Genomic DNA, 22,689 nt, shown 5'->3' on the forward strand with positions numbered 1-22,689 from the left:
CCGTCTACTTCGCCGGTGTCGGGCGGGCCGGAAAGCGGTCGATCCACGGCCGGGCGGCCTCGAGCTGCGCTGCCAACTGCAGCAGTGCGCCGTCGGCCCCGAGCCGCCCGTTGAACTGCACGCCCAGCGGCAGGCCGTCGTCGGCCCAGTACACGGGCACGTTGATCGCGGGCCGTCCGGTGAGGTTCGCCATCTGGGTGTACGGCACCCAGCCGAGGTTCTCCTCGATCATCTGGTCGATGATTCCGGACTTGATCAGGGCCTTTCCGCCATGCACGCGGTGCGCCACACGAGCACCCGCCTGCAGGGCCTTCGGAGTGTCCAGAGCGCCGATCTTGATCGGCTTCTGCGCGATCGTCGGAGTCAGGAAGTAGTCGTGGTCGGTGTAGAAGCGCTCCATCGCGTGGGTGTATTCGGCGATCTCGCCGAGCGCCCGCAGCGCGGCGACAGCACCGTTCGCCCTGCCCACTTCGACCATCGCCAGGGTGTCGGCCTCGAAGTCGAAATCGCCGGCGCCGGTGCGCTCCTTGATGTCGGCGACGTCGGCGGCGAGGTGTGCGAACCAGATCGTCAGGAACGTCTGCGCGAGTGCTTTGTCGTCGTACGGCGGGTCGACGGCCACCACGTCATGACCGAGTTCGGTGAGCAGTTCCGCGGTCGCCTCGACGGCGGCGAGCGCATCCGTGGAAGCCTCGCCGCTGATCGCGGACCGGGCGGAGTAGCCGATCCGCAGCCGGCCGGGCGCCTCGGCGATCAGTTCGGCGAAAGGCCGTTCCGGCTGCGCCGATTGGTAGTCGGCCAGTGGATTCGGGCCGACGATGGCGTCGATCAGGCCCGCGGTGTCGCGCACGGTCCTGGTCACCACGCCCTGCACCGCCATGCCGAACATCGGCTCCCCCGTGTGCGGTCCATACGGAGCGAGGCCACGACTGGGCTTGAGACCGACGAGCCCGTTGCAGCCCGCCGGAATACGGATCGACCCGCCGCCGTCGTTCGCGCCGGCCGCGGGCACCACCCCCGCAGCCACCGACGCCGCCGAACCGCCGGATGACCCACCGGTGGTCCGCGCGGGATCCCACGGGTTACGCGCCGGTCCCCACAGGTCGGATTCGGTGATGCCCTTGGCGCCGAGTTCGGGAGTGTTGGTCTTACCCAGGATCACCAGACCGGCGTGCAGAAACCGGTCGGTCACCAGAGCGTTCTGGGATTCCACCACGTGGCGCAGCGCCTTGGAGCCCGACGTGGTCGGGTAGCCCTTGTATTCCTGCGCCAGATCCTTGATGAGGAAGGGCACACCGGCGAACGGCCCGGACAGCTCGCCGGCCACCTGGCGGTCGGCGGCGACGGCGGTCTCGATGACGACGGCGTTGAGCGTCGGATTCACCTCGCGCATCCGAGCACGGGCCAGCTCCAGAAGTTCTTCCGGCGTCACCTGTTTATCCGAGACCAATCCGGCCAGAGCCGTCGCGTCGTAGGCCATGTACTCGTCGAGGTTCATTCCTTCAGTGCACCACTAATCTGCCGCCCGTAGGCGGCAACGAACCTTTCCACGAGGTCGACCAGTACGGCCGCGTCCGACGGCCCCAACTGCGCCAGCGTCTCGTCGATCACGTCGAGTGCGCGCTGCGCGGCGGCGTCGAACGCGGCCCGCCCGATCTCGGTCAGGTGAACGCAGTGCGCGCTCGAGTGGGGCACCCGCTCTTTGGCGAGCAGTCCGGCATCGACCGCGGCATTGACCTGGCGGTTCACCGTCGACCGTTCCAGCCCGAGCGCCCCGGTGATCTCACTCAGGGTCTGCGGCCCGGACTCCACCAGCAGCCACAGCAATCGAAGGTCGGCGGCGCCGATGCCCCCCTCTTCCCGACGATGCCGCCGATAGGTCTCCATTCGGGCCAAAGCCCCCGCAAGCCGACGACTCTGATCGTCGCCCACCGTGTCCTGCGTCACGTCGAACCTTCCTGGGTTCTACCTCGAACCATCAATGTGTAACCTACACACTTTAGCTGTGTAACTTACACACAGCGGATAAGGACACCTACGTGAATCTCTCCGGCAAGGCCGCGACCCCGCGCGCCACCAGCTCGGTGAACCCGATCCTGATCATCGGCGTCTTGGGCCTTTCGAGCCTCTTCGCCTCGCTCATGCAGTCGCTGGTGATCCCCATCCAGGTGGAACTCCCCGAACTGCTCGGCACCTCGTCGTCGAACGCCTCCTGGGTGGTCACCGCCACCCTGCTCGGTGGCGCGGTGGCGATGCCGGTGGCCGGTCGCCTCGCCGACCTGTTCGGCAAGAAGCCGGTGCTGGTGGCATCGGCCCTCATCCTCCTTGTCGGTTCCCTCATCTGCGCCCTCTCCGACTCACTGGCGCCGATGCTCGTCGGCCGCGTCCTGCAGGGCCTGGCCATGGGCTACATCCCGGTCGCCATCAGCTTCGTGCGCGAAGTGGCGCCCGTGCGGATGATCAACACCGCGGTGGCCGCCATCAGCGCCATGCTGGGCGTCGGCGGCGCCCTGGGCCTGCCGCTCGCAGCCTGGATCGCCGACTCGCTCGACTGGCACGCACTCTTCTGGGTCTCGCTCGGCCTGGCCGCGGTGATGGCACTGCTCTCGCTGTTCCTGCTCCCCCATGTGCGTGACGCCCAGGAAGGGTCCTTGGACTGGCTCGGCGCGATCGGCCTGGCGACTGGTCTCGTCGCCTTCCTCGTCGGCGTCTCCAAGGGCAACGATTGGGGTTGGACCAGCGGCCTGACCCTCGGCCTGCTGATCGGCGGCGTCGCCGTGCTGCTGCTCTGGGGCTGGTTCGAAATGCGCAGCGACGATCCGCTGGTGGAACTGCGCACCCTGTCGCAGCGCCCCGTGCTGATGACCAACCTCGCCGCCGTCCTGATCGGCTTCGGTATGATGGCCCAGGCCATCGTCGTCCCGCAGCTCCTGGGAATGCCGGCGGCCACCGGATTCGGCCTCGGCCAGTCGATCCTGGCCACCGGCCTCTGGATGGCGCCGGGCGGCCTCATGATGCTCGTGTTCGCACCGGTGTCGAGCAAGCTGCTGTCCACCATCGGCGGTCGACGCACCCTCGCCCTCGGCGGCTTCGTACTCGCCGGCGGCTACGTGTTGGCCGTCTTCCTCACCGGCGCGCCCTGGCAGCTGTTGATCGCCACGTGCATCGGGTCGGCGGGCGTGGGCATCGGCTACGCCGCGATGCCGACGTTGATCCTGGAGAACGTGCCGCCCGCCGAGGCCGCCGCCAGCGTGGGCCTCAACGGTCTCGCCCGCTCGGTCGGGACCACGCTGGCCGGCGCGGTGATGGCAGTGGTCTTGACCAGCAACACCATCGACCTCGGCGGGCACCCGCTACCGACGCTGGACGCCTTCAAACTGTGCTTCATCATCGGTGCGGCCGCGGCAGCGATCGGCGCAGCCTTGGCCCTGTTCGTCTACCCCCTGCGCGGCAAGAAGATGTCCGGACAGGAGCTGCAGGACGCCATCGACGCACGCGCGTGACAGCGGTCGACGGCGGTCGGCTATCCTGACGCGAGTTAGAACAGGTTCTATTTCTCGGGAGCATGGTTGTCCGACTTCTCGCGCCGCAGTCTTCTGCAGGCCACCGCCGTCACCGCTGTCGGAGTCGGAGCCCTCGCGGCGACCGGCAGCATCGACTCTCCGGCGGCCGCCGAACCCGGCGGCTCCGGCTACCTGGTGGGCGCGGGCAAGGGCGACATGACCGGCGCGATCGCGGGCCAGGGCATGATGGGCTACTCGGATGCCGAGCAGGTGGCCGAGGGTCTCCTGCAGCGCACCTGGGCGCGCGCCTACGTCATCGCCGACGCCGCCACCGGCCACCGCGTCCTGTTCATCACCGCCGACATCGGCTGCGTGTTCACCTCGCACCACATGCGGTTGCTGGCGGAGCTGCGTCGTCGCTACGGCAACCTGTACAACGAGCACAACGTCAACATCAACGCCACGCACAACCACAACTCGTGCGGCGGTACCTCGTGGGACTACGCGTACACGCTGGCGTCGATGGGCCACCGGCACAACTCGTTCGAGGCCGAGCTCGCCGGTCTGCTCGAGGCCGTCGCGCAGGCGCACGACTCGCTGGCACCGGGCACCGTCGAGCTCGGTTTCAGCGAACTGCACAATGCCAGCGCGAACCGTTCGCAGCCCGCGTTCGACCGGAACCCGGCGGCCGACCGCAAGTACTTCCCGGAGAAGATCGACCCGCAGGTCACCGCACTGCGGCTGCGTCAGGGCGGCACGTCGATCGGTGAGATCGTCTGGTTCGCCACGCACGGCACGTCGCTCACCGACGCCAACTTCCAGATCGGTCCGGACAACAAGGGCTACGCGTCGTACCTCGCCGAGCAGCGCGACGGGACCGCGATCGTGGCGCACGCGCAAACCAACGCCGGCGACATGACGCCCAACCTGTGGCTGCGCAAGATGAATCCCGGCGGCCCCACCGAGAGCAACCGCACCAACAACATCATGATCGGTCAGCGCCAGGATCACGCCGGGCAGGCCGCGCTCGGCGCCGCCCGCCCGATCCGCGGTGGCATCGATTCGGCCACCAAGTACGTGAACATGGCGGACACCCGAATCGACGGCGCCTACACGCCCAACGGCAAGGCCGCCCGCACCGCCCCGGCCATGATGGGTCTGGCCTCCGCCGCGACCAGCATGGAGGACAACACCCGGAGCCAGCTGGCGATCCTGAAGGAGGGCATGCGCAATCAGCTGACCCTCGCGCTCGGTGCCGGCGCGGTGCCGACACCGGATCCGTGGATGGTCTACGCGCAGGCGCCCAAGGCCGAGCTGTTCCCGCTCGGCATCCTGCCCCCGCGCTCGTGGGTGGAGCAGAATCTGCCGATCCAGCTGATCCGCATCGGTGATCTGGTGCTGGCCGCGATGCCCGCCGAGTCGACGATCGTCGCCGGTCTGCGGATCCGTCGTATCGTCGCCGACGCGCTGAAGGTCCCGCTGGAAAACGTTCTGCTGCAAGGCTATTCGAACGGCTACAGCCAGTACGCCACCACGCCGGAGGAGTACGGCGAGCAGCAGTACGAGGGCGGCGCGACGCTGTTCGGTCGCTGGACGCTGTGTGCGTACATGCAGGAGTTCGACCACCTCGCCCGCGCCATGGCTCGCGGCCGTCGCGTGCCCGTCGGCACCCGGCCCAGCGACCGCAGCGGGCTGCAGCCCGACCTGCTCGGCGCCCAGCCGGCCGACACCCCGATGCCGGGCAAGCGCTTCGGCCAGGTGGTCTCCAAGGTGCCCGGCAAGGCGAAGCCCGGGGCCACCGTCGCCGTCGACTTCTGCGGCGCCTACCCCACCAACAAGATCCGCCGCGGCCGCAACACCAAGGGCTACTTCGCCGTCGAGAAGCACACCGACACCGGCTGGCAGGTGGCCTACGACGACGACCACGAGTCCACCGAACTCAAGTGGGTCCGCCCCGGCGGCAGCCCGTCGGCCTCCAAGGTCACCGTGACCTGGCGCATCCCGCGCTCGGCGGCCGGTCGCTACCGAATCCGCTACTACGGCGACGCCAAGGCGGCGTCGGGCAAGCTCACCGAGTTCAGCGGCAACTCCGGCCCCATCGAGGTCGGCTGACCCCGTAGGTTCGTCGACCGGTCGGCATCCCCGACCGGTCGACTACGGCGTCATCGCCGCAGCGACGTGATGGCGACGACGAGCGCGCTCACCAGAATCACCGCGAGGAACCGGTCAACGGTCTTGTCGTCGCCGGCGTCGACGCTCAGCAGCGTGACCAGCGCAGCCAAGAACAGCAGCATCGCGGCCAGGTAACGGAGGCCCGTCTGCCGGTCGAACCTCTCGCTGCGGCGCTCAGTCGCCTGCGCCGTGCTCACGGACTCCCGATCGTCGCTCATCTCCCCAGTCTCCCCCACACCTTCGCCCCACCACGCACCATCCCCTCCTCCGCGTACGAGTTCTCAGAGTTCGCTGACACCGGCGGGGTCACCTTGGTCAATATGTCCACGGTGACCCCGCCGGTGTCACTGAACCGCAGAATTCTGGCGTCCACGCCCCGAACCTTCCCCGCATACCGCAGGCGCACACCGCGCCGCCACTCCCCTCCCCGACCATTCTTCCCCGCGTTTCGCGACTCTGTTGCCGGGTCGAGCGCGGGGCTCCGTCGGCGACCCGGGAGCAGGGTCGCGACACGCCAGAATCGGGCGGGGTGCAGACGACTCCGGCCCGCGGCTCCCAGTGGGAGTCGCGGGCCGGAGTGGCGTTACCGGGCTAGCCGGTCATGCTGATCAGCGAGATCAGGCGTCGGCGGGAGCCTCGGCCTGCACCGGAACGAGGCTGATCTTGCCGCGCTCGTCGATGTCGGCGATCTCCACCTGCAGCTTGTCGCCGACGTTTACCACGTCTTCGACCTTGCCGATGCGCTTGCCGTTGCCCAGCTTGCTGATGTGCACCAGGCCGTCACGACCGGGCAGCAGCGAGACGAAGGCGCCGAACGGAGCGGTCTTGACGACCGTGCCGAGGAAGCGCTCGCCCACCTTGGGGAGCTGAGGGTTGGCGATGGCGTTGACCTTGTCGATCGCAGCCTGCGCCGAGAGACCGTCGGCGGCGCCGATGAACACGGTGCCGTCGTCCTCGATCGAGATGTTGGCGCCGGTCTCCTCGGTGATACCGTTGATCGTCTTGCCCTTGGGGCCGATCAGCTCGCCGATCTTGTCCATCGGAATCTTGATGGTGGTGATCCGCGGAGCGTACGGGCTCATCTCGTCCGGCTCGTCGATCGCCTCGGCGATGACGTCCAGGATGGTCTGGCGAGCCTGCTTGGCCTGGCTCAGCGCGCCGGCCAGGACCGACGACGGGATGCCGTCGAGCTTGGTGTCCAGCTGCAGAGCGGTCACGAAGTCCTTGGTGCCGGCGACCTTGAAGTCCATGTCGCCGAAGGCATCTTCGGCGCCGAGGATGTCGGTGAGGGCGACGTAGCGCGTCTCGGTCTTGCCGTCGATGGTGACCTCGTCGGAGACCAGGCCCATGGCGATACCGGCGACGGGAGCCTTCAGCGGCACACCGGCGTTCAGCAGCGACAGGGTCGCGGCGCAGACCGAGCCCATCGAGGTGGAGCCGTTGGAGCCGAGTGCCTCGGACACCTGACGGATCGCGTACGGGAACTCTTCCACGCTCGGCAGCACGGGCACGATAGCCCGCTCGGCGAGCGCACCGTGGCCGATCTCGCGGCGCTTGGGCGAGCCCACGCGACCGGTCTCACCGGTCGAGTACGGCGGGAAGTTGTAGTGGTGCATGTAGCGCTTGGAGGTCTCCGGCCCGAGGGAGTCGATCTGCTGGGCCATCTTCACCATGTCCAGGGTGGTCACACCGAGGATCTGGGTCTCGCCGCGCTCGAACAGCGCCGAGCCGTGGGCGCGCGGGATGACGCTGAGCTCCGCGGACAGCTCGCGGATGTCGGTGATGCCGCGGCCGTCGATACGGAAGTGATCGGTGAGGATGCGCTGGCGCACGACCTTCTTGGTCAGCGAACGGAACGCACCGCCGATCTCGCTCTCGCGGCCTTCGAACTTGCCGCCCAGCGCCTCGAGGACATCGCCCTTGAGTGCGTCAGTGGCGTCGTCGCGCTCCTGCTTGCCCGCGATGGACAGCACCTCGCTGAGGCGATCGGTCGCGAACTCGGCGACGGCGGCGTAGACGTCGTCCTGGTACGGGAGGAACAGCGGGAACTCGCGGGTAGCCTTCGACGACGCGGCAGCCAGCTGCTTCTGCGCCTCGCACAGCTGCGCGATGAACGGCTTCGCGGCTTCCAGACCCTCGGCGACGATGGTCTCCGAGGGAGCCTGGCCGCCGGCCTCGATCAGCGCGAGCACGTTGTCGGTGGCCTCGGCCTCGACCATCATGATGGCGACGTCACCGGCGTCGGTGACGCGACCGGCGACGACCATGTCGAAGACGGCGCCTTCGAGCTGCTCGACGGTCGGGAACGCCACCCACTGGGTGCCGATCAGCGCGACGCGGACGCCGCCGACCGGGCCGGAGAACGGCAGACCGGCGATCTGCGTGGACGCCGAGGCCGCGTTGATCGCGACGACGTCGTACAGGTCGTTCGGGTCGAGCGACATGATGGTCTCGACGACCTGAATCTCGTTGCGCAGGCCGTCGACGAAGGACGGGCGCAGCGGACGGTCGATCAGACGGCAGGTCAGGATCGCGTCGGTCGACGGGCGGCCTTCACGACGGAAGAACGAGCCCGGGATACGTCCGGCGGCGTACATCCGCTCTTCGACGTCGACGGTCAGCGGGAAGAAGTCGAAGTGATCCTTCGGGTTCTTCGACGCGGTGGTGGTGGAGAGGATCATGGTGCCCTCGTCCAGGTAGGCGACGACCGAGCCGGCGGCCTGCAGGGCCAGACGGCCCGTCTCGAAACGGATGGTCCGCGTGCCGAACGAGCCGTTGTCGATCACACAGGAGACCTCGGTGATGGTCTCGTCGAATTCTTCGATGACATCAGTCATGGAGTGGGTAAAACCTTTCGTTGCGCGGAACGAACTGTGCGTACCGCGAGATATGCAGCAGCGGCCCTGCGCGGATGCGCAGCGCCGAAACGAGAACTGCTGGAGAGTGGCCGGAATGTGTGCCGCGACTTCTGCGGCTCGCCGTGTGCGAGCCTGCGGCATGCGACGGCCTTCGATCGAAGCAGCCGGAACGTCGACGATTCCCTGACACGGGAATCCATTAACAGTCCGGCAGCCACTACCGAAAACCGGTCTGCCTACACGTCCGAAACACCGTCACCAGTGCGTCGTTCCCGGCAATTCTAGCACTTGACGACCACAAACACCCTTCAGACGACGCCGACACCGCAGGCGTGATCAGGCCCACTGCGCGATCGGGATCCCCAGCGCGGCCTCCGATCGGCCCGCGGCGGCCATCCCTCCTGCCTACTGCAACGACGACGGCCGCCGCACCGGAATGGTGCAGCGGCCGTCGAAGAGAACTTCGCGAGGTCGGTCAGCGACGCAGGCCCAGGCGCTCGATGAGCGCACGGTAGCGGTTGACATCGACGCTCTGCAAGTACTTGAGGAGACGACGACGACGGCCGACCATCAGCAGCAGTCCGCGGCGGCTGTGGTGATCGTGCTTGTGGAAGCGCAGGTGCTCGGTGAGGTCGGTGATGCGCTTGGTCAGCAGCGCGATCTGTGCCTCGGGCGACCCGGTGTCGGTCTCGTGGACGCCGTACTCAGCGAGTACGGCCTTCTTCTGCTCAGCAGTCAACGACATGGTTGATCTCCTCTTTCAGTCCCGTGCCCATGGATCTCCGCACAGGCGGAGGGCGTGCCACCACGGACTGCAGCAACGCCTCGTGGCACTCTACCAGCCGGGGCGACCCGAACCCGCATCGCCGGTGAGCACCCGGCTCGTCTCGTCCGACACCGACAGGCCGATCACGTGCACGGGCACCGCATCCTCCAGCGACCACACGCCGATCGCCAGGGCGAGCACCCCGAGGCGGGCGCCACCGGGACGGACGTCACCGGGTCGCTAATCGTCGACGCCGAGGATCACACGGGTGCGGTCCACGTCGTCGCGGATCGCCGCGATGAGCGCGTCGAGGCTGTCGTAGGCGTCCATGCCGCGGATGCGGCTCACGAAGTCGACGGCGACGTGCTGGCCGTAGACGTCGACGTCCACATCGAGGATGTAGGCCTCCACGGTGCGATTGCGGCCGGAGAACGTCGGATTGGTGCCGACCGACACCGCCGCCGGGTACCGCCGCCCGATCACCATGCCCTGCGGCTCGTTGGCGCTGGGCAGCACGGTGAACCAGGCCGCGTACACCCCGTCGCCGGGGATCGCGGCGTGCACGGTCGCGGCCACGTTCGCGGTCGGGTAGCCGAGGTCGCGGCCGCGCTTGGCGCCGTGCACCACGACGCCCTCGACGCGGTGCGGGCGGCCGAGCGCTTCGGCGGCGAGTTCGACGTCGCCGGAGGACACGCACGAGCGGATGTAGGTGGACGAGTAGGTCACCGCGTGCTCGCCGAAGAGGGACACACCGGTCACCTCGAAGCCGAACCGCTCCCCCAACTCGGTGAGCTTGGCGACGTCGCCGAGCGCCTTGTGCCCGAAGGTGAAGTTGTCACCGACCACCACCGCCGCGGCGTGCAGCTGCTCGACGAGGACCTCGTGGGCGAACTCCTCCGGCGACTGCGCGGCGAGCGTCGGCGTGAACGGGATGACGCAGAACACGTCGATCCCCATCTCCTGCGCCAAGTCGGCACGCCGGTGCAGCGTCGACAGCTGCGGCGGGTGCGTTCCCGGCCGCACCACTTCGGACGGGTGCGGATCGAATGTCATCAGTACCGACGGAATGCCGCGCTCGGCGGCGGCCCGCGTGGCCGCCGCGATCAGCTGCGCATGTCCGCGGTGCACCCCATCGAAGACACCGATGGTGACCACGCATCGACCCCAGCCCGGAGGCACGTTCTCCAACCCTCGCCATCGCAACACGCATCCAGGGTACGGCCCCGCAGTTGAGTAAGCTCACCACCATGCCCCACACACGTCCGGTCGGTGACCTCACTGCGGTGACCCAGGATTATCTGAAGGCCATCTGGATGTCCCAGGAGTGGAGCGAGGTCAAGGTCACCACCAAGCTGCTGGCCGAGAAGTTGAGCATCTCACCGTCGACCGCGTCCGAAGGCATCCGCAAACTCGCCGATCAGGGCCTCGTGGAGCACGAGCCGTACGGTGGCGTCTCGCTGACCGACGACGGCCGGCTCGCCGCGGTCGCCATGGTGCGACGACACCGACTGCTGGAGACCTTCCTGGTCCGCGAACTCGGCTACGGCTGGGACGAGGTGCACGGCGACGCCGAGGTGCTCGAACACGCCGTGTCCGACGTACTGATGGCGCGGATCGACGCGAAACTCGGTCACCCGCAACGGGATCCGCACGGCGACCCGATTCCGGCGGCCGACGGTCAGGTCCCGCGCGCCGAGTCCCAGCGCCTCGTGGACCTGGAGGTGGGCGCGCGCGCCACCATCGCACGGATCGGCGAGGACGATCCGGAGATGCTGCGCTACTTCCAGGAGATCGGCATCGACCTGGACTGCGCCGTCGAGGTGGTGGAGAAGCGACCGTTCGCCGGCACCATCTCCATCTCGGTGGACGGCGGCGAACTGATCCACCTCGGCGACATCGCCGCCCGCAACATCTTCCTCAACGTCTGACGCGCCGCGCGGCACCGCAGTTCAACCTGCCATCGCCTGGCTCACGCCGGGACATAGGTGCCGTGAAAGCCCATCGGCAGGTGGTGCGGCAGTTCCGCGGTCGCCACCGGACCGTCGCCCAGACGCTCGGTGTCGAGCACCAGCAGGCGCGAACGTGCTTGCGACGCAACGTGTTCCACCGACAGCAGCCACCCGGCACCGCGATCGGACCGGGCCGGGTCGGCGGCGAACAGCGGCTCGCAGACGCTGTGCCCGGTGCCCGGCGGCCACCGTGTACGTCCCCACGCCGCCGGCGGCGTGGTCCACCGCGACGATCGAGTCCGGCGCTCCCGCCGGCACCGAAGCCGCCGCCACGTACGTGGCCGGGTGTTCGGCGGTCTCGAAGCGGTGATCGATCTGCGGGAACTCGCACCCCAGACCCTCCAGCAGCGGCTCCCGGTGCACGCGTCCGCTCGCGGTGATGCGAATGCGCTCCAGCCGCCCGCCGAACGCCGTGCCGTCCTCGGTCTCGTAGTCGCGCACATGCTGATTCCAGCCGAGCCAGCCTTCGCCGGGGTCGTGGCTGACGATCTCCACCACCACGTCGCCGCCCGGTTCCTCGTAGGCGTTGTTGGCGTGGAAGTGGAAGAGCGCGTCGGTCTCGAGGATGCGCGCCTTGCCCCCGTCGCGCGGGATCAACGCCACGCGCGTGCCCAAGTCCGCGTTGAACGTCAGACAGTTGTCGATCGAGTCCAGACCGAGGAGAGCACTGATCGGCCGCCCCACCACGATGGGGTCGACGAGGAAGACCAGGTAGCGCTCGGTGATGGCGAAATCGTGACAGAACGACGGTCGACTCACCGGGAAGGTCGCCAATTGCGTCAGGGTGCCCGACCGATCGCGGCGATAGCAGCGGATCATCGGACGCGGGAACACCTCGATGCCGAAATTGAACATCTCGCCGGTGCGCGCGTCGATCTTCGGGTGCGCGGAGAACGCGCCGAGGAGCTTCAGCGCGCCGTCGAAGTCCTCGCGACCGAGGGTGGCGAGCGTCTCCGGATCCAGCCGGTAGGGTCGCCCGCCCTCCCACAGCGAGAACAGGCCGCCGGCGTGCGCCACCACATTGGTGTTGGAGACGTTGGCCGGCATGCGAAAGATGTTGGCCGCCAAGCCACCTGGGCGCAGGGTGCCGATGCCGCGACCGATCCAGTCCTGGGACGCCTTGTTGAAGTGGCGGGTGCGGACATAGCGATTGCGGAAGCCGATGCCGTCGTCGTCGATCGCGAACCGGGACACCATGCCGTCGCCGTCGAAGATGTGCCCGAGGCGATGGCCGCCGATCTCCAGGCGGCCCGGCCCGATCCGGTAGAGCACCCCGCGCAGACCGTCGGGAACGGCACCGGTGACCTCCTCGACGCGGTAGTCGTGCTCGGAGGTGAGCGCATCCCACGGACCGCTTCCGACTTCTGCTGCTGAAGTGACCATGACGCCAGCCTCGCACAGTTAGACACAACTGTCATTATTTGTTTCAAGAAGTCCGGGCGGCCGCACCGCACCCGGGCCCACACGCCACGCTGGGCCGACAGCACCGCGCGAGATCGCCGTCCCCCATACGGATGATTTGGGCCCCGAATATGAACATGGTTCCACCGGAAAGCTCTACACTTCCCTCGAGTTCCCGTGCCGCATTCGATCCGGCACGCTCAGAAGTGGAGGAATGGTAGTTGGGCAACGCCGCTAAGCAGTTGTTCCTCCACTTCGCGCTACCTCCCTTCGGCTGGTCCTACACCGCAATCTTCGTCGGTCTGATTCTCGCCATCGGAACCGCGCTCGCGTTCTCCGTCGGCCGACTCGCCGTCGACCCTGCCGCGCTACGGCATCCTGGGCGCCCGCCTTCCGCGCCGCGCCCGTTCGCACGTCGACGCAAGGATCCGGCGCACCCGATTCGATCCGACCATAAGCAACGTTTCGGGTACGCGACGATTCCTCGGGAACGCGTCGCCCCTACGCCTACACCGTCGACAGCACGCCGTCGAACCTCGTGGCGCCTGGCCACCTATCTCCCGTTCGCACTGATCAGCGCCGGGTTCATCCTCTCCAGTTTCGCCAGCACCCTCTGGGTCGCACTCGTGTTTGCGGCAATCGTCCTCAACACGGAACTTGCGGTCCGGCTCCTCGCGGTGCTCACCCGACCCGATGTGCCGATTTCTCGGCATGCCCTCGCCCTGGTGCAGACGACGCTGACAGTGTTCCTCTTCGGATCGCTGTTCATCGCTCGCCTCAATGTTCTTCGCAACCCGGGCGCCCTGTATACCGAGCGCGCCGACATCGACTGGGTGGGCGACAGTCTCGTCGAATCGGTCAAGGCCATCCTGGTTGCGCCCTACGGATTAGCGCTCGCACTCGGCGTCCTGCTGTGGCTCAGCCGCCGCACCCACCTTCTCGGCCGGATTTCCGACTGGACGGGATCGAGGATCCGGCACCACGCCCCCGCCACGGCGTGGACCTTCGCCGTGGCGACGTGTCTGCTGTACCTGCTCCCCACCTTCGGGCCCGGCGCGCCGCTGACGATCGTCGGAGTGGCGACCCCAGAGATTGCGAAGATCACCTACTTCGTCACCCTCGCGATCATCCTCGGAGCGTTCAGCCACCGATTCCGCGACACTTCCCGTGGCCAGCGGGGGCAGCCCGAAGACGCCGAAGCCGCGCCAGACCTTCCCGAGTCTGCACGGTCCGGTCCCGGATGGTTTCACGCCAACCCACAGATCTGGGCACCGATAGCTCTGTTCGCTGCGATCTCCGGAATCAATGTGTTGCGCGATGACCTCGGGCCCATCGTTCCCGTGTTCTTGGCCACCGTGGCGACACTCGTTCTTGTGATGCGCCACCAGGTCCTGCAGACCCTCCGGCTCAGCAGCAGCGACGCGACCGGACGAGCCCGCACCGAATTCCTCAGCGCCATCGCCTACTCGAAGAAGCCGGCGTTCTTTCTCGTCGGGCTGTGCGTGGTGATGCTGGTTGGAATCCTGGTGAACTGGAGCTACGTCGGCGCCCGAGTAGCAGCCTGGCAGAACACCTGGACCTACCCCTGGGGCGTGACGTGCGTGGATGACGTTCCCGAGGGGTGGGGTGCGCCGCCGTCGGCCGAACCGGACACCGCACTCGGACAAACCGGCGTCGTCGATTTCCCCACGGAAACAGCCAAGCCCTGCCTGCAGGCCTACGAGTCGGTGCAATACAGCAACCAAGCACAGATCGCCCGCGGTCTCGGCGCCATCGCCGACGGTGGGCTCTGGGGACGAGGGCTGTACGACCAGACCTCACAAACCGTGCCCATTGCCAGATTCGACCTCATTCTGGCCGCCATCTGGAGCAAACTCGGCGGCATCGTCGTGGCTCTCCTGTCCGTCCTGCTCACGTTGATCGGCTATTCCCTCGTCAAGCTCGGTCTCTCGCGACAGCGCGGCACATCCGACCAGTTCCTCTCGACCGCCTCCATCTATGCGATCGGGATCGGCTGGGTCATCGTCGCGCAGTATCTGTTCCAGGTGGTGATGACGCTCAACGCGTTCCCGCACTCCGGAATCACCGCGCCCTTCCTCTCCCAAGGCTTTCAAGCCAACCTCGCACTCCTGCTCGGGATCGTCACGGCCGTGTGGGCGGTCTACCGATCGACCGACGGAGATCCGGTCCCGCCGGATGACTCCGCGCGCCCGCTCGGTTCCCCGCTGCGTCCACAGTTGCCGGTGACGTCGGGGGCCCTCATCGTGATCCTGGCGCTCATCGCAGCGATCACCATTTGGCCGTATCAGGGACTTCCCGAAGACCGCGACCTGTGCACGACCGCCGACATCGATGACTACCTCGTCGACCCGCAGAACTGCAGCACCGACCTGACCGCCCTCAGCACACCTACCGCGTCCGTGCAGATCGACGGCCGAGAAGCCTTCGTCTACGACGGCAGTTGGACCGCCACCGGTGATTCCCCGGTGAGTTCTCCATCGATGGCCACGCTCCTCGCCCCCGGTGTGATGAACCGGTTGCTGAACAATGCGGTCGGAAGCAGTGCAGGGCAGCCGACGTCCGGATTGTCCCGCAGACTGCTTCCGCCACCCCGTATCACCAACAAAGAGGTCTCGGTAGATCTGACGATCGATGCGAGCCTGCAGACGGCACTGGCGAAGACCGCGACGAGTTCCACGGAGTCCGGAGTCGGCCCGCTACCGGTCGGCATGACCGTGGTCGACACTCGAAACGGTCACGTCCTCGCAGCGGTGAGTGCACCCGCTCAGGGCGAGTCGGACAGCAGCGAGCCCGGTGAGCAACCAGCCTCGGACACCGACACCCGCACGCAATACAACAACAGAATGCTCGACGAGTGGTTTGTGGACGGTCAACCCGTCACCCTCGATCAATGCCAGGCTGCCAGCCGATCCGGCAAACTGTGCGCACGGTGGCAGGGTGAAACTGCCGTCACCGCCCCCCTCGACGACGACTACCGTCGGCGCTATGTGGGCGGGGACGAGTCGGTTGCGCTGCCCGGGGATACCGTCAACCGCGCATTCGGCCAGGCGTACGGGCTGGGATCCACGTTCAAAGTGATTCTGGCCGCGACCTACCTTCAGCGGCCGGACAGCCTCGCCACCGACCTGATCCCGGCTCCGTTGACCTCCGAATACGACGGAATCACTTTCCGGAACTACGGCCGGGGCGCATGTCCGGGCACCGTCGACGGCCAGGTGAGCCTGCGCGACGCCTTGGCGTATTCGTGCAACACCGCATTCATCGAACTGGCCAACACGATCGGATGGGAGTCGGTCCGCACCACCGCCCTCGCCTTCGGCTTCGAACTGCCACAGACTTTCGGTGTGGGCGCAGGCCTGGCCGGCACCACCCTCGGAGTGCCGTCCGAGGTACCGTCCCAGGCGTTCGGAGCTCAGCTCGCCGTGTCCGCGTTGGGCGGCGGCGAGGTGGTCGGCACCCCGCTCCGCATGTCCTCGGTTCTCGCCACCGTCGCCAACAACGGCACCCTGGTTCAGCCCACCCTCGTCAACGGCATGTCCCGAGACGGCTCTACACTTCCTGCGCCGCCGCAGACGCGCACTGCGGTCCTGACGCCGGCCGCTGCGGAACAGCTTCAGTCCGCACTGTCGGCCACCACCGAGGTCGGAACCGCCAAGCTGTTGACCGGCCCGGACGATCGCCCTCTCTTCGTCAAGACCGGCACCCATGAGATCGTCGAAGGCGACGACCCCACGCCAGCGGGCCAATTCGAACGACAGATTGCCTGGATCGTCGGATACATCGACCATTTCGCCTTCGCTGTCGCGGTGACCACCCGCGATGAGAAGGTCGGCGGTCAACACGCTCGCCTGCTAGCACAAACCATCATCGATCAAGTGACTGGGACGACCCGGTGACGAGGAGGAACCGATGACCAACCCATCCACCTCCGTTTTGAACGATTTGCGGTCGCAGATCGTCGAGGAGTTCACGGCACGCCGCGCCCAGGATCGCGCGAGCGCAGACCGCGGCATCTTCATCTGGACCCGGGACAAGCTCCCGAGTGCTTTACGCATGCAGATCCACGATGCGATCGAACACGTGCATGGGGGCGAGGTCCCCATGCAGTTCCACGCGACGAGTGATCTCCCCGACAACGCCTGGTTCCGGATCACCTTCGTCGGCGAACTGGACCACCCCGCGACCCAGACCTGGCGCGGACCCACCGATCCCGCATGGGATCGAGAAGCCCGCGTGCTGTCGATCACCACGCTCGGCACACCGGGCTCGTTCGATACCGTGATCATGCCCACCGCAGGCGAAACTGAATGGCAACCCGTGCCGTCGCCGGGACGCCACCAGCACTCGTATCTGCAGTATCAGCTCACACCGACGATCCCCGAGGGCACCGACCACCGCCTGCGACTGCGCCGGTCCGCGCAGGCCGGGCGACTGCAGATCACGGCGGAAGGCCGAGATCTGGGCGGACCCGACGGCAGCGCCGACTACCTGCTGCCCGACCGGGCCATCGTGCACATCGAAATCGACGACGGGCAGCAACATCGGACGATCGCGCTCTCCATGGTGCCGATCCGCGACTTCCAGCTTCCACCGGGGACGATGAGCCCACTCCAGCAGGAGTACATCGACATCGATTTCCCCGGCATCGGGCAGGTGACGGTCCGCAGCCCCGAGATTTCCGGCGGCACCTTGAAGCAATTCGCCGTGCCCGACGATGACCTGAAGACGAACGTGTTCTTGGCAGCGGTGCTCAGCGCAGAAGGACGATCGATCGACGGTAGCCGCTGGCACGTCAAGCTCTATCGGACCGCGACGAAAGCGCACACTGCTGCCCTCACCGACCTCCTGGGTCGTCAGATAGCCCACCTCGCCGCCGCGGGGAGCGAGTTCCTCCCGATGGTCCATCTCGCCGGGGCAATCGACCCGCACTCCGACGACAGTTCGCCGCGCGGAGCCGGAGTTGCACAGCCCCCGCTGTACGACCAGGGCCTTTCCCGATGGTTCGGTATCGCGCCGTCCGGCGACCTCTCGGCATTCACCGCGGTAGCCAGCCGGCACCTCACCACGATTCCCTGGCACCAGGACAGCGGCCGGGGCCTGGTGATCCATACCGCTACTCGCTATGCAGGCCTCGCGGCTGCCCTCGACCTGCTGCACAGCACCGGCTCGGTGCACGGCGACCTGAAAGCGGACAATGTCTGCGTCCGCCCCGATCTCCCCGGTCAGCCCTTCGTCCTCATCGATTCCGACGCCGTGGCGCTGATCAAACAATCCCAGGACTATCTGCGCGGCACTCTGTTCACCTGCAGCCCGAATTTCCGGAGGGGCGCACCCGACGCCGATCCCCACCTGCTCCGGACCAACGAGCGGTATTCCTTCGTACTCCTGGTACTCCGCACACTTCTCGACGCCCAGGAGTTCAGCCGACTGGCACCGGACCGCACCGGCGCCCGCCCCATCGAGGATCTGCAGTTCGTGGTCGACACGCTCACGCACCGGTGGAGTCCGGCAGCGAGCCACCAGATCGATGTGATCAGGTACGGCCTCGATGAGCGCGTATGGCGCGACGACGATGCGTCCCTGGCCCACTGGCTGACGAACCTGGTCGCGCAGCCGCCCGCCCCCCACCGGCCGCCGACTTCCCCGCCCACGACCGCGCCGACCGATGTCCGCGCCGCCCAGCATGCACCACCGCCCGCACAATTGCTGGCCCAACAGCTGAAGCCCGAGTTTCGCACTCTGGCCGATGGTCTCCTCCAAAAGACGCGAGGCGCCAACCGCGGACAGCTACAAAGAATCGTTCTCGACGAACTCACGAAGCAAACCCAAAACCTCACCTATGACAGTTGGCGAAAACACTACTATCGATATGCCACAGCAATCATTGTCACGGCAATAATCGTTCTCATCGCTTATACCGCTGGAGTCTTTCTGATATGAAATCACTTGTCACTCAAGAACCGTCGACGTCGAGCGACTTCGTGTCGACGATCAGCGAATCCGCCGACCTGTCGTTGCCGACACTTCTTCACGATGTCGCCAACTGGGCCCATTTCCCGACCGACCCGAATGCCGCCAATCGAGCAGGTAGCGGCCTCAACCAATTGTATGACGCCGCAACGCGGTCCGGCCGCACGGCCGCGGTGCGGGGCGCTGTGATCACCGCACTGCTCATCTTCGTCCCGCTCATCGCCGTCTTGATCGCTGCAACGATGGTGATCCGATGAATCCCTGGGAGCTGAACTTATGCGTCATCTGCGAGGGCAACCTCGTGACCACTCCGCACCACTCACAGTTTCCCGCGATCGAGTTGATTGTCGCAGAACTGCGGGCCGGTGGTGACCACGCCGTGTCCGCCCGCCGACTGGATGGCGAAGGGCTGGCCTACGGTACCGCTCAAGTCGATGCGAACACGGTTCGCGAAAGTCCCCACCTTCGCTATGTGATCTGCGGAAATGGACATCTGTTCTTTGCCGGTTACGGCGGAATGCAAGGTTCGAACCAGCCGCCGCCGCTCACTCCCCAAGTGGTCGCCATGATCGGCAGCCCTGCCGCCGGAAAGAGCTACCTTCTCATCCGTACGCTGCACCAGTCACTCCCCGGCGAACCGTCGATTCGCAGCAGAAACGAACGGTCGTTGACCAATCCCGTCTTCGCCTCGCTGAGTTCGCAATACACGCTATCTGCCGCCGACGGCACCGTGTTGACACCCACGGGCCTGGGAAACACTCCGGGTGAACTCATCCCGCAACTCCTCGACTTCGACGATTCCTGGCAATATATCGTCGACGCGATTCATGCATGGAATCCCGAGATCGACGATGCAAAGATTCGCGCCACGTGGCGGCACAGCATTTTCCAGCCGGTCATTCGTGATTACCAGGTGTATCCGTCAACCGATAACCACGCGAATCGCACCCCGGGCCACCGAATTCAGCTGTATGTCACCGATCTAGCCGGCGAACAGTTCACTCCAGCCGACCTCCCCTTCGACATGATCGCCCAGCGCCAACGCGCGATCCATCTCGCAGGTTTCGACGCGCTGGTATGGACTATCGATACCGCGATCTGCGATTCGTTTCGTGAGTGGGCTGACGACGGCGCCGTCACCGCACTCCTCGGCAGCCTACGACCAGAGAAGGCAGACCTCTACCAAGCAGTCGAAGACCGTCGAGCCACCCAAGAGGAACTCGCGACCACCATTAGCGACGATGGTTTCAATGTGAGCGGCGGAGGACGTCAAGAATTCATCGTCACCATCGCTAAAGCCGACCTCTTCCACCACACCTTGGCGAACCGGTCCTTGGCCGAGCTCGGTGCGACGCCCGGTCTCGTGCGCAGAGGTATCGAGCGTTATCTTCGGTCGATGTTCAGCGAGGGGGTGACCCTGCCACTGTTCAAGCTGGTGAACGTGATTCCCGGGCCTACCGGTATCGATCCGGAGATGCTCCATACCCGTATCGGGCAGCTGTCGCAGGCACTGGTATCGCAGTTCAGCAATCCCGACATCTTCTGGAATCTGGTTGAGACCGGAGAACCATTCACGGTCACCGTGGACGTGCACGAGCCCAATGTGCACCATCCGAACTGGGAATTCGACGTCATGTCGGAAGCGGAATCGATCGCGACTCAGCGCAGATTCAACGTCCATGTCACGGCGCGAACAGCCATGATATCTGCGCTCGGGGCCGGGTTGTGTTACGGCCTCGGCCTGGGTGACACCATCGACGCGCTGCTTCAGCAGCGCGACCGCCGGACTTCCTTCGCGGTGGTGTCGGCGTTGGGCGGCGTGCCCTCCACCGTCGAAGGTCCCGACGGAGAACTCCGGTTGTCGGGCGAGCATGCCGACAGCACCCACACCGTGGGGTTGGCTAACGCACGCGACAATTCCGCCGGCCTCCAGCACCTACTCATGTCGATGATCCGAAGGGTGGCATCATGACCGTGCTCTGGTGGGGTCTCAGCGCAGGCGGTTTCCAAGCGGCACCGGCGAATCAGCAGGCCGCACCCGGATACAACACGGCGGCACTCGCGCTGCTTCAGAATCACACGCCACAGCCACCGGAATCGCTACGAACAATCCCCGGCTACCCGGCACTGAGCCTGTTGACAACAGCGGTCGGCAACGATCAGCGGTGGTGTCTGGTCTACCGTGGCCGCAACGGCGAAGGCTTCGCGCGCGCAGGCGGCTGCCGCTTCGTTTTCGCCGACGGACCGGACTCGGCCGACGCTGTCTGGGCGACGGCCATCGACGAGTTCCCCGAACTGGTGATCAACCACCACCCCACCTCGGCCGTCTTCGCCGCCGCATGTCGTCAATTGGTACACGCTGTTCTCACCGACACGACGCAGGGCGTCATCGAGGCAACCAGCGGGAATCCGACCGCCACCGCGATAACGGCCATTCGCGCCGTCGTCCGTGTGCTACCGCCTGCTGTTGCCGGGCTCTACCGATGGGATTCGTTCGCCCTCACGCGACCGCCTCGTGGCGTCCGAATTCTCGCCGGCGCCCTGCCCCGCGAATACTCGTCGACTGATTTCGGCACCCCGGTGACGGCCTGGGAAAGCCAACACAGCTTGGCAACGACGCCAACGGGAACTCTGCACGACGACCGCGTGGTGGAGTGGCTCGTCCAGCAAGCAGCCAGCGGCGCTGACTGCGTGGCGCCGCACGCTCAATCCATGGCCGAGTTCGTCAGGATCGTGCACAACGACTACCTTCCCATCCTGGTCGACGACGTACCTCAGTACCTCAGCCATCCCTCCGTGCTCGTCACTCGCGGACGCCGCGCACTACAAGAATGGGCCGAGCGCGCCCCCGTCGAGGCCATGAAAGCGGTGGTCTCCGCCCAGACCAGCGATGCCGTTCGGTCCGAGCTCACGTACGAACTCCTTGAGCTGCACACCGCGGCCCCGGCCGCGAGCAACCCCATCGCCTTTCCCCCGGCGCGACAGCCCGTGCCCAACTGGTCTCAGCACCTGGCCGCCATCATCATGGCCAACTACCCGGATCTCGGCGATCGACAACACTATCTCCTCCAGGAGGCGTTTTCGCCGGGGCGGCCACTCAGCCGTTTCGAAGACCGCTGCGACTTCGACGACTGGCTTCTTGAGATGGACGTCGATCACATCGCTCTGATGACACCCATTCCGGTGATCGCGGACGAAATCGCCGTCAACCACTCATTGCCTCAGCCGTGGGTCAAAGCGCTACGTCGTCGCACCTCCTGTGAAGCGGTTCTGCGCGATGTCGCGGCATACCTGCAGTACGAGCCGGCCGCAGTCGCCTACATGACCACCATCACCAGAAAGCCCGACGTCCTGATCCGCGACATCGACGATGAAGCCGTTGGCAGCATCACGCCGTCGTGGATCGCGAGTTTCGAGAGTTTCCAGCCACACCCGGTAGCTGCGCAGTACCTCGGTGCCAAATATCGGCCGGCACCGCCCCCACCACCGCCCCCACCTGTCACCTCGCCCGCGCGTCCGGTGGCACAGGCTGCCGAGGGTGTCGCCACTGCGCGACCGGCGCAAGCACCCAACCTCGATTCGGTGATCGATCACCTGAAGCGGATCGAGGGGGGCACGCGACCCGAGGGCATCACCCCCGACGAGGCCTGCGTCATTCTCGACGAATTGGCGAACCACGGATCAGCCCCACCGGCCATCCCCCCCGGCGCCGTCCCGAAGCCTCCCGCACCCAAGCGGTCACGTGCACGCGGTGGATACCCGAACAAGGAGCCGTGGCATCCCGCCCAGAACCCGGAGCTCCCCTCCTCGAAGAGGTTCGCGACCAACGAGGAGCCGATCGACGAGGCCGAACTCACCACTGCAGCGCGGCTCAGGCAATTCGCGGCCGCAGGCTACGCGGTCCTCTACTTCGTCATCGGTCTTCTGATCGGCTTCGCCATCGCGTGGATCTTCACCGGAATGGGGTGAGCGCGGCTCCCGGGTGCGGC

16 protein-coding genes and 1 pseudogene are annotated in these 22,689 nt (G+C 66.5%); 8 read left to right on the forward strand and 9 right to left on the reverse strand.

Annotated features, from left to right (window positions below; all coding sequences use genetic code 11):
- Positions 1-4 precede the first annotated feature (4 nt).
- Entirely contained in the window at positions 5-1,498 is a 1,494-nt protein-coding gene (locus ABD989_RS03235) for an amidase (RefSeq protein ID WP_345312410.1), read from the reverse strand.
- Positions 1,495-1,947 (reverse strand): MarR family winged helix-turn-helix transcriptional regulator, encoded by a 453-nt coding sequence (locus tag ABD989_RS03240; RefSeq protein WP_246995535.1) that lies wholly within the window; start codon positions 1,945-1,947, stop codon positions 1,495-1,497. The genes ABD989_RS03235 and ABD989_RS03240 overlap by 4 nt, the downstream gene beginning before the upstream one ends.
- Positions 1,948-2,039: 92 nt before the next feature.
- On the opposite strand from ABD989_RS03240, the gene ABD989_RS03245 reads away from it, so the two are divergent.
- Entirely contained in the window at positions 2,040-3,503 is a 1,464-nt protein-coding gene (locus ABD989_RS03245; protein WP_425556466.1) for an MFS transporter, read from the forward strand.
- A gap of 66 nt (positions 3,504-3,569) precedes the next feature.
- Positions 3,570-5,615 (forward strand): neutral/alkaline non-lysosomal ceramidase N-terminal domain-containing protein, encoded by a 2,046-nt coding sequence (locus tag ABD989_RS03250; RefSeq protein ID WP_246995534.1) that lies wholly within the window; start codon positions 3,570-3,572, stop codon positions 5,613-5,615.
- 50 nt (positions 5,616-5,665) lie between these two features.
- On the opposite strand, the gene ABD989_RS03255 is transcribed toward ABD989_RS03250, so the two are convergent.
- The 5 genes from ABD989_RS03255 to ABD989_RS03275 all read right to left on the reverse strand — a co-directional run bounded on the left by ABD989_RS03255 (position 5,666) and on the right by ABD989_RS03275 (position 10,505).
- The gene (locus tag ABD989_RS03255; RefSeq protein ID WP_345312411.1) at positions 5,666-5,893 is read right to left on the reverse strand and encodes a hypothetical protein; all 228 of its coding nucleotides are present in this window, start codon (positions 5,891-5,893) and stop codon (positions 5,666-5,668) included.
- Between the two features lie 399 nt (positions 5,894-6,292).
- Entirely contained in the window at positions 6,293-8,512 is a 2,220-nt protein-coding gene (locus tag ABD989_RS03260; protein ID WP_246995530.1) for a polyribonucleotide nucleotidyltransferase, read from the reverse strand.
- A gap of 496 nt (positions 8,513-9,008) precedes the next feature.
- Positions 9,009-9,278 carry a 30S ribosomal protein S15 gene (gene rpsO, locus ABD989_RS03265; RefSeq protein WP_246995528.1) on the reverse strand — a complete coding sequence of 90 codons (270 nt, stop codon included), beginning with the start codon at positions 9,276-9,278 and terminating at the stop codon, positions 9,009-9,011.
- Between the two features lie 90 nt (positions 9,279-9,368).
- Positions 9,369-9,500: a hypothetical protein gene (locus ABD989_RS03270; RefSeq protein ID WP_345312412.1), complete on the reverse strand. Its 132-nt coding sequence runs from the start codon at positions 9,498-9,500 to the stop codon at positions 9,369-9,371.
- A gap of 39 nt (positions 9,501-9,539) precedes the next feature.
- Positions 9,540-10,505, reverse strand: coding sequence for a bifunctional riboflavin kinase/FAD synthetase (locus ABD989_RS03275; protein ID WP_246995526.1), 966 nt, complete (start codon positions 10,503-10,505; stop codon positions 9,540-9,542).
- 41 nt (positions 10,506-10,546) lie between these two features.
- On the opposite strand from ABD989_RS03275, the gene ABD989_RS03280 reads away from it, so the two are divergent.
- Positions 10,547-11,227: a metal-dependent transcriptional regulator gene (locus tag ABD989_RS03280; protein ID WP_345312413.1), complete on the forward strand. Its 681-nt coding sequence runs from the start codon at positions 10,547-10,549 to the stop codon at positions 11,225-11,227.
- Between the two features lie 41 nt (positions 11,228-11,268).
- On the opposite strand, the gene ABD989_RS03285 is transcribed toward ABD989_RS03280, so the two are convergent.
- Together ABD989_RS03285 and ABD989_RS03290 are read right to left on the reverse strand one after the other, a co-directional pair.
- A complete protein-coding gene (locus ABD989_RS03285; RefSeq protein WP_345312483.1) occupies positions 11,269-11,619 on the reverse strand; it encodes a carotenoid oxygenase family protein in 351 nt (116 codons plus the stop codon).
- Positions 11,549-12,691 (reverse strand): annotated as a pseudogene (locus tag ABD989_RS03290) (carotenoid oxygenase family protein); the annotation flags it as partial. The pseudogene ABD989_RS03290 and the gene ABD989_RS03285, both read right to left, overlap by 71 nt.
- Before the next feature lie 644 nt (positions 12,692-13,335).
- Between ABD989_RS03290 and ABD989_RS03295 the strand changes: the two are divergent.
- The 5 genes from ABD989_RS03295 to ABD989_RS03315 are packed head-to-tail and all read left to right on the forward strand — an operon-like array spanning position 13,336 to position 22,669.
- The gene (locus ABD989_RS03295) at positions 13,336-16,626 is read left to right on the forward strand and encodes a penicillin-binding transpeptidase domain-containing protein (RefSeq protein WP_345312414.1); all 3,291 of its coding nucleotides are present in this window, start codon (positions 13,336-13,338) and stop codon (positions 16,624-16,626) included.
- A 13-nt stretch (positions 16,627-16,639) separates the two neighbouring features.
- Positions 16,640-18,670, forward strand: coding sequence for a hypothetical protein (locus ABD989_RS03300; protein ID WP_345312415.1), 2,031 nt, complete (start codon positions 16,640-16,642; stop codon positions 18,668-18,670).
- A 41-nt stretch (positions 18,671-18,711) separates the two neighbouring features.
- Positions 18,712-18,957, forward strand: a complete 246-nt coding sequence (locus ABD989_RS03305; protein WP_345312416.1) for a hypothetical protein — start codon at positions 18,712-18,714, stop codon at positions 18,955-18,957.
- On the forward strand, positions 18,954-20,672 hold the full coding sequence (locus tag ABD989_RS03310; RefSeq protein WP_345312417.1) for a hypothetical protein: 1,719 nt from the start codon (positions 18,954-18,956) through the stop codon (positions 20,670-20,672). Before ABD989_RS03305 ends, ABD989_RS03310 begins: the two co-directional genes overlap by 4 nt.
- Positions 20,669-22,669 carry a hypothetical protein gene (locus ABD989_RS03315; protein ID WP_345312418.1) on the forward strand — a complete coding sequence of 667 codons (2,001 nt, stop codon included), beginning with the start codon at positions 20,669-20,671 and terminating at the stop codon, positions 22,667-22,669. The genes ABD989_RS03310 and ABD989_RS03315 overlap by 4 nt, the downstream gene beginning before the upstream one ends.
- Positions 22,670-22,689: the final 20 nt, after the last annotated feature.

Origin of the sequence: Gordonia alkaliphila (genome assembly GCF_039542465.1) — a bacterium.
In the GTDB taxonomy this organism is placed as follows: domain Bacteria; phylum Actinomycetota; class Actinomycetes; order Mycobacteriales; family Mycobacteriaceae; genus Gordonia; species Gordonia alkaliphila.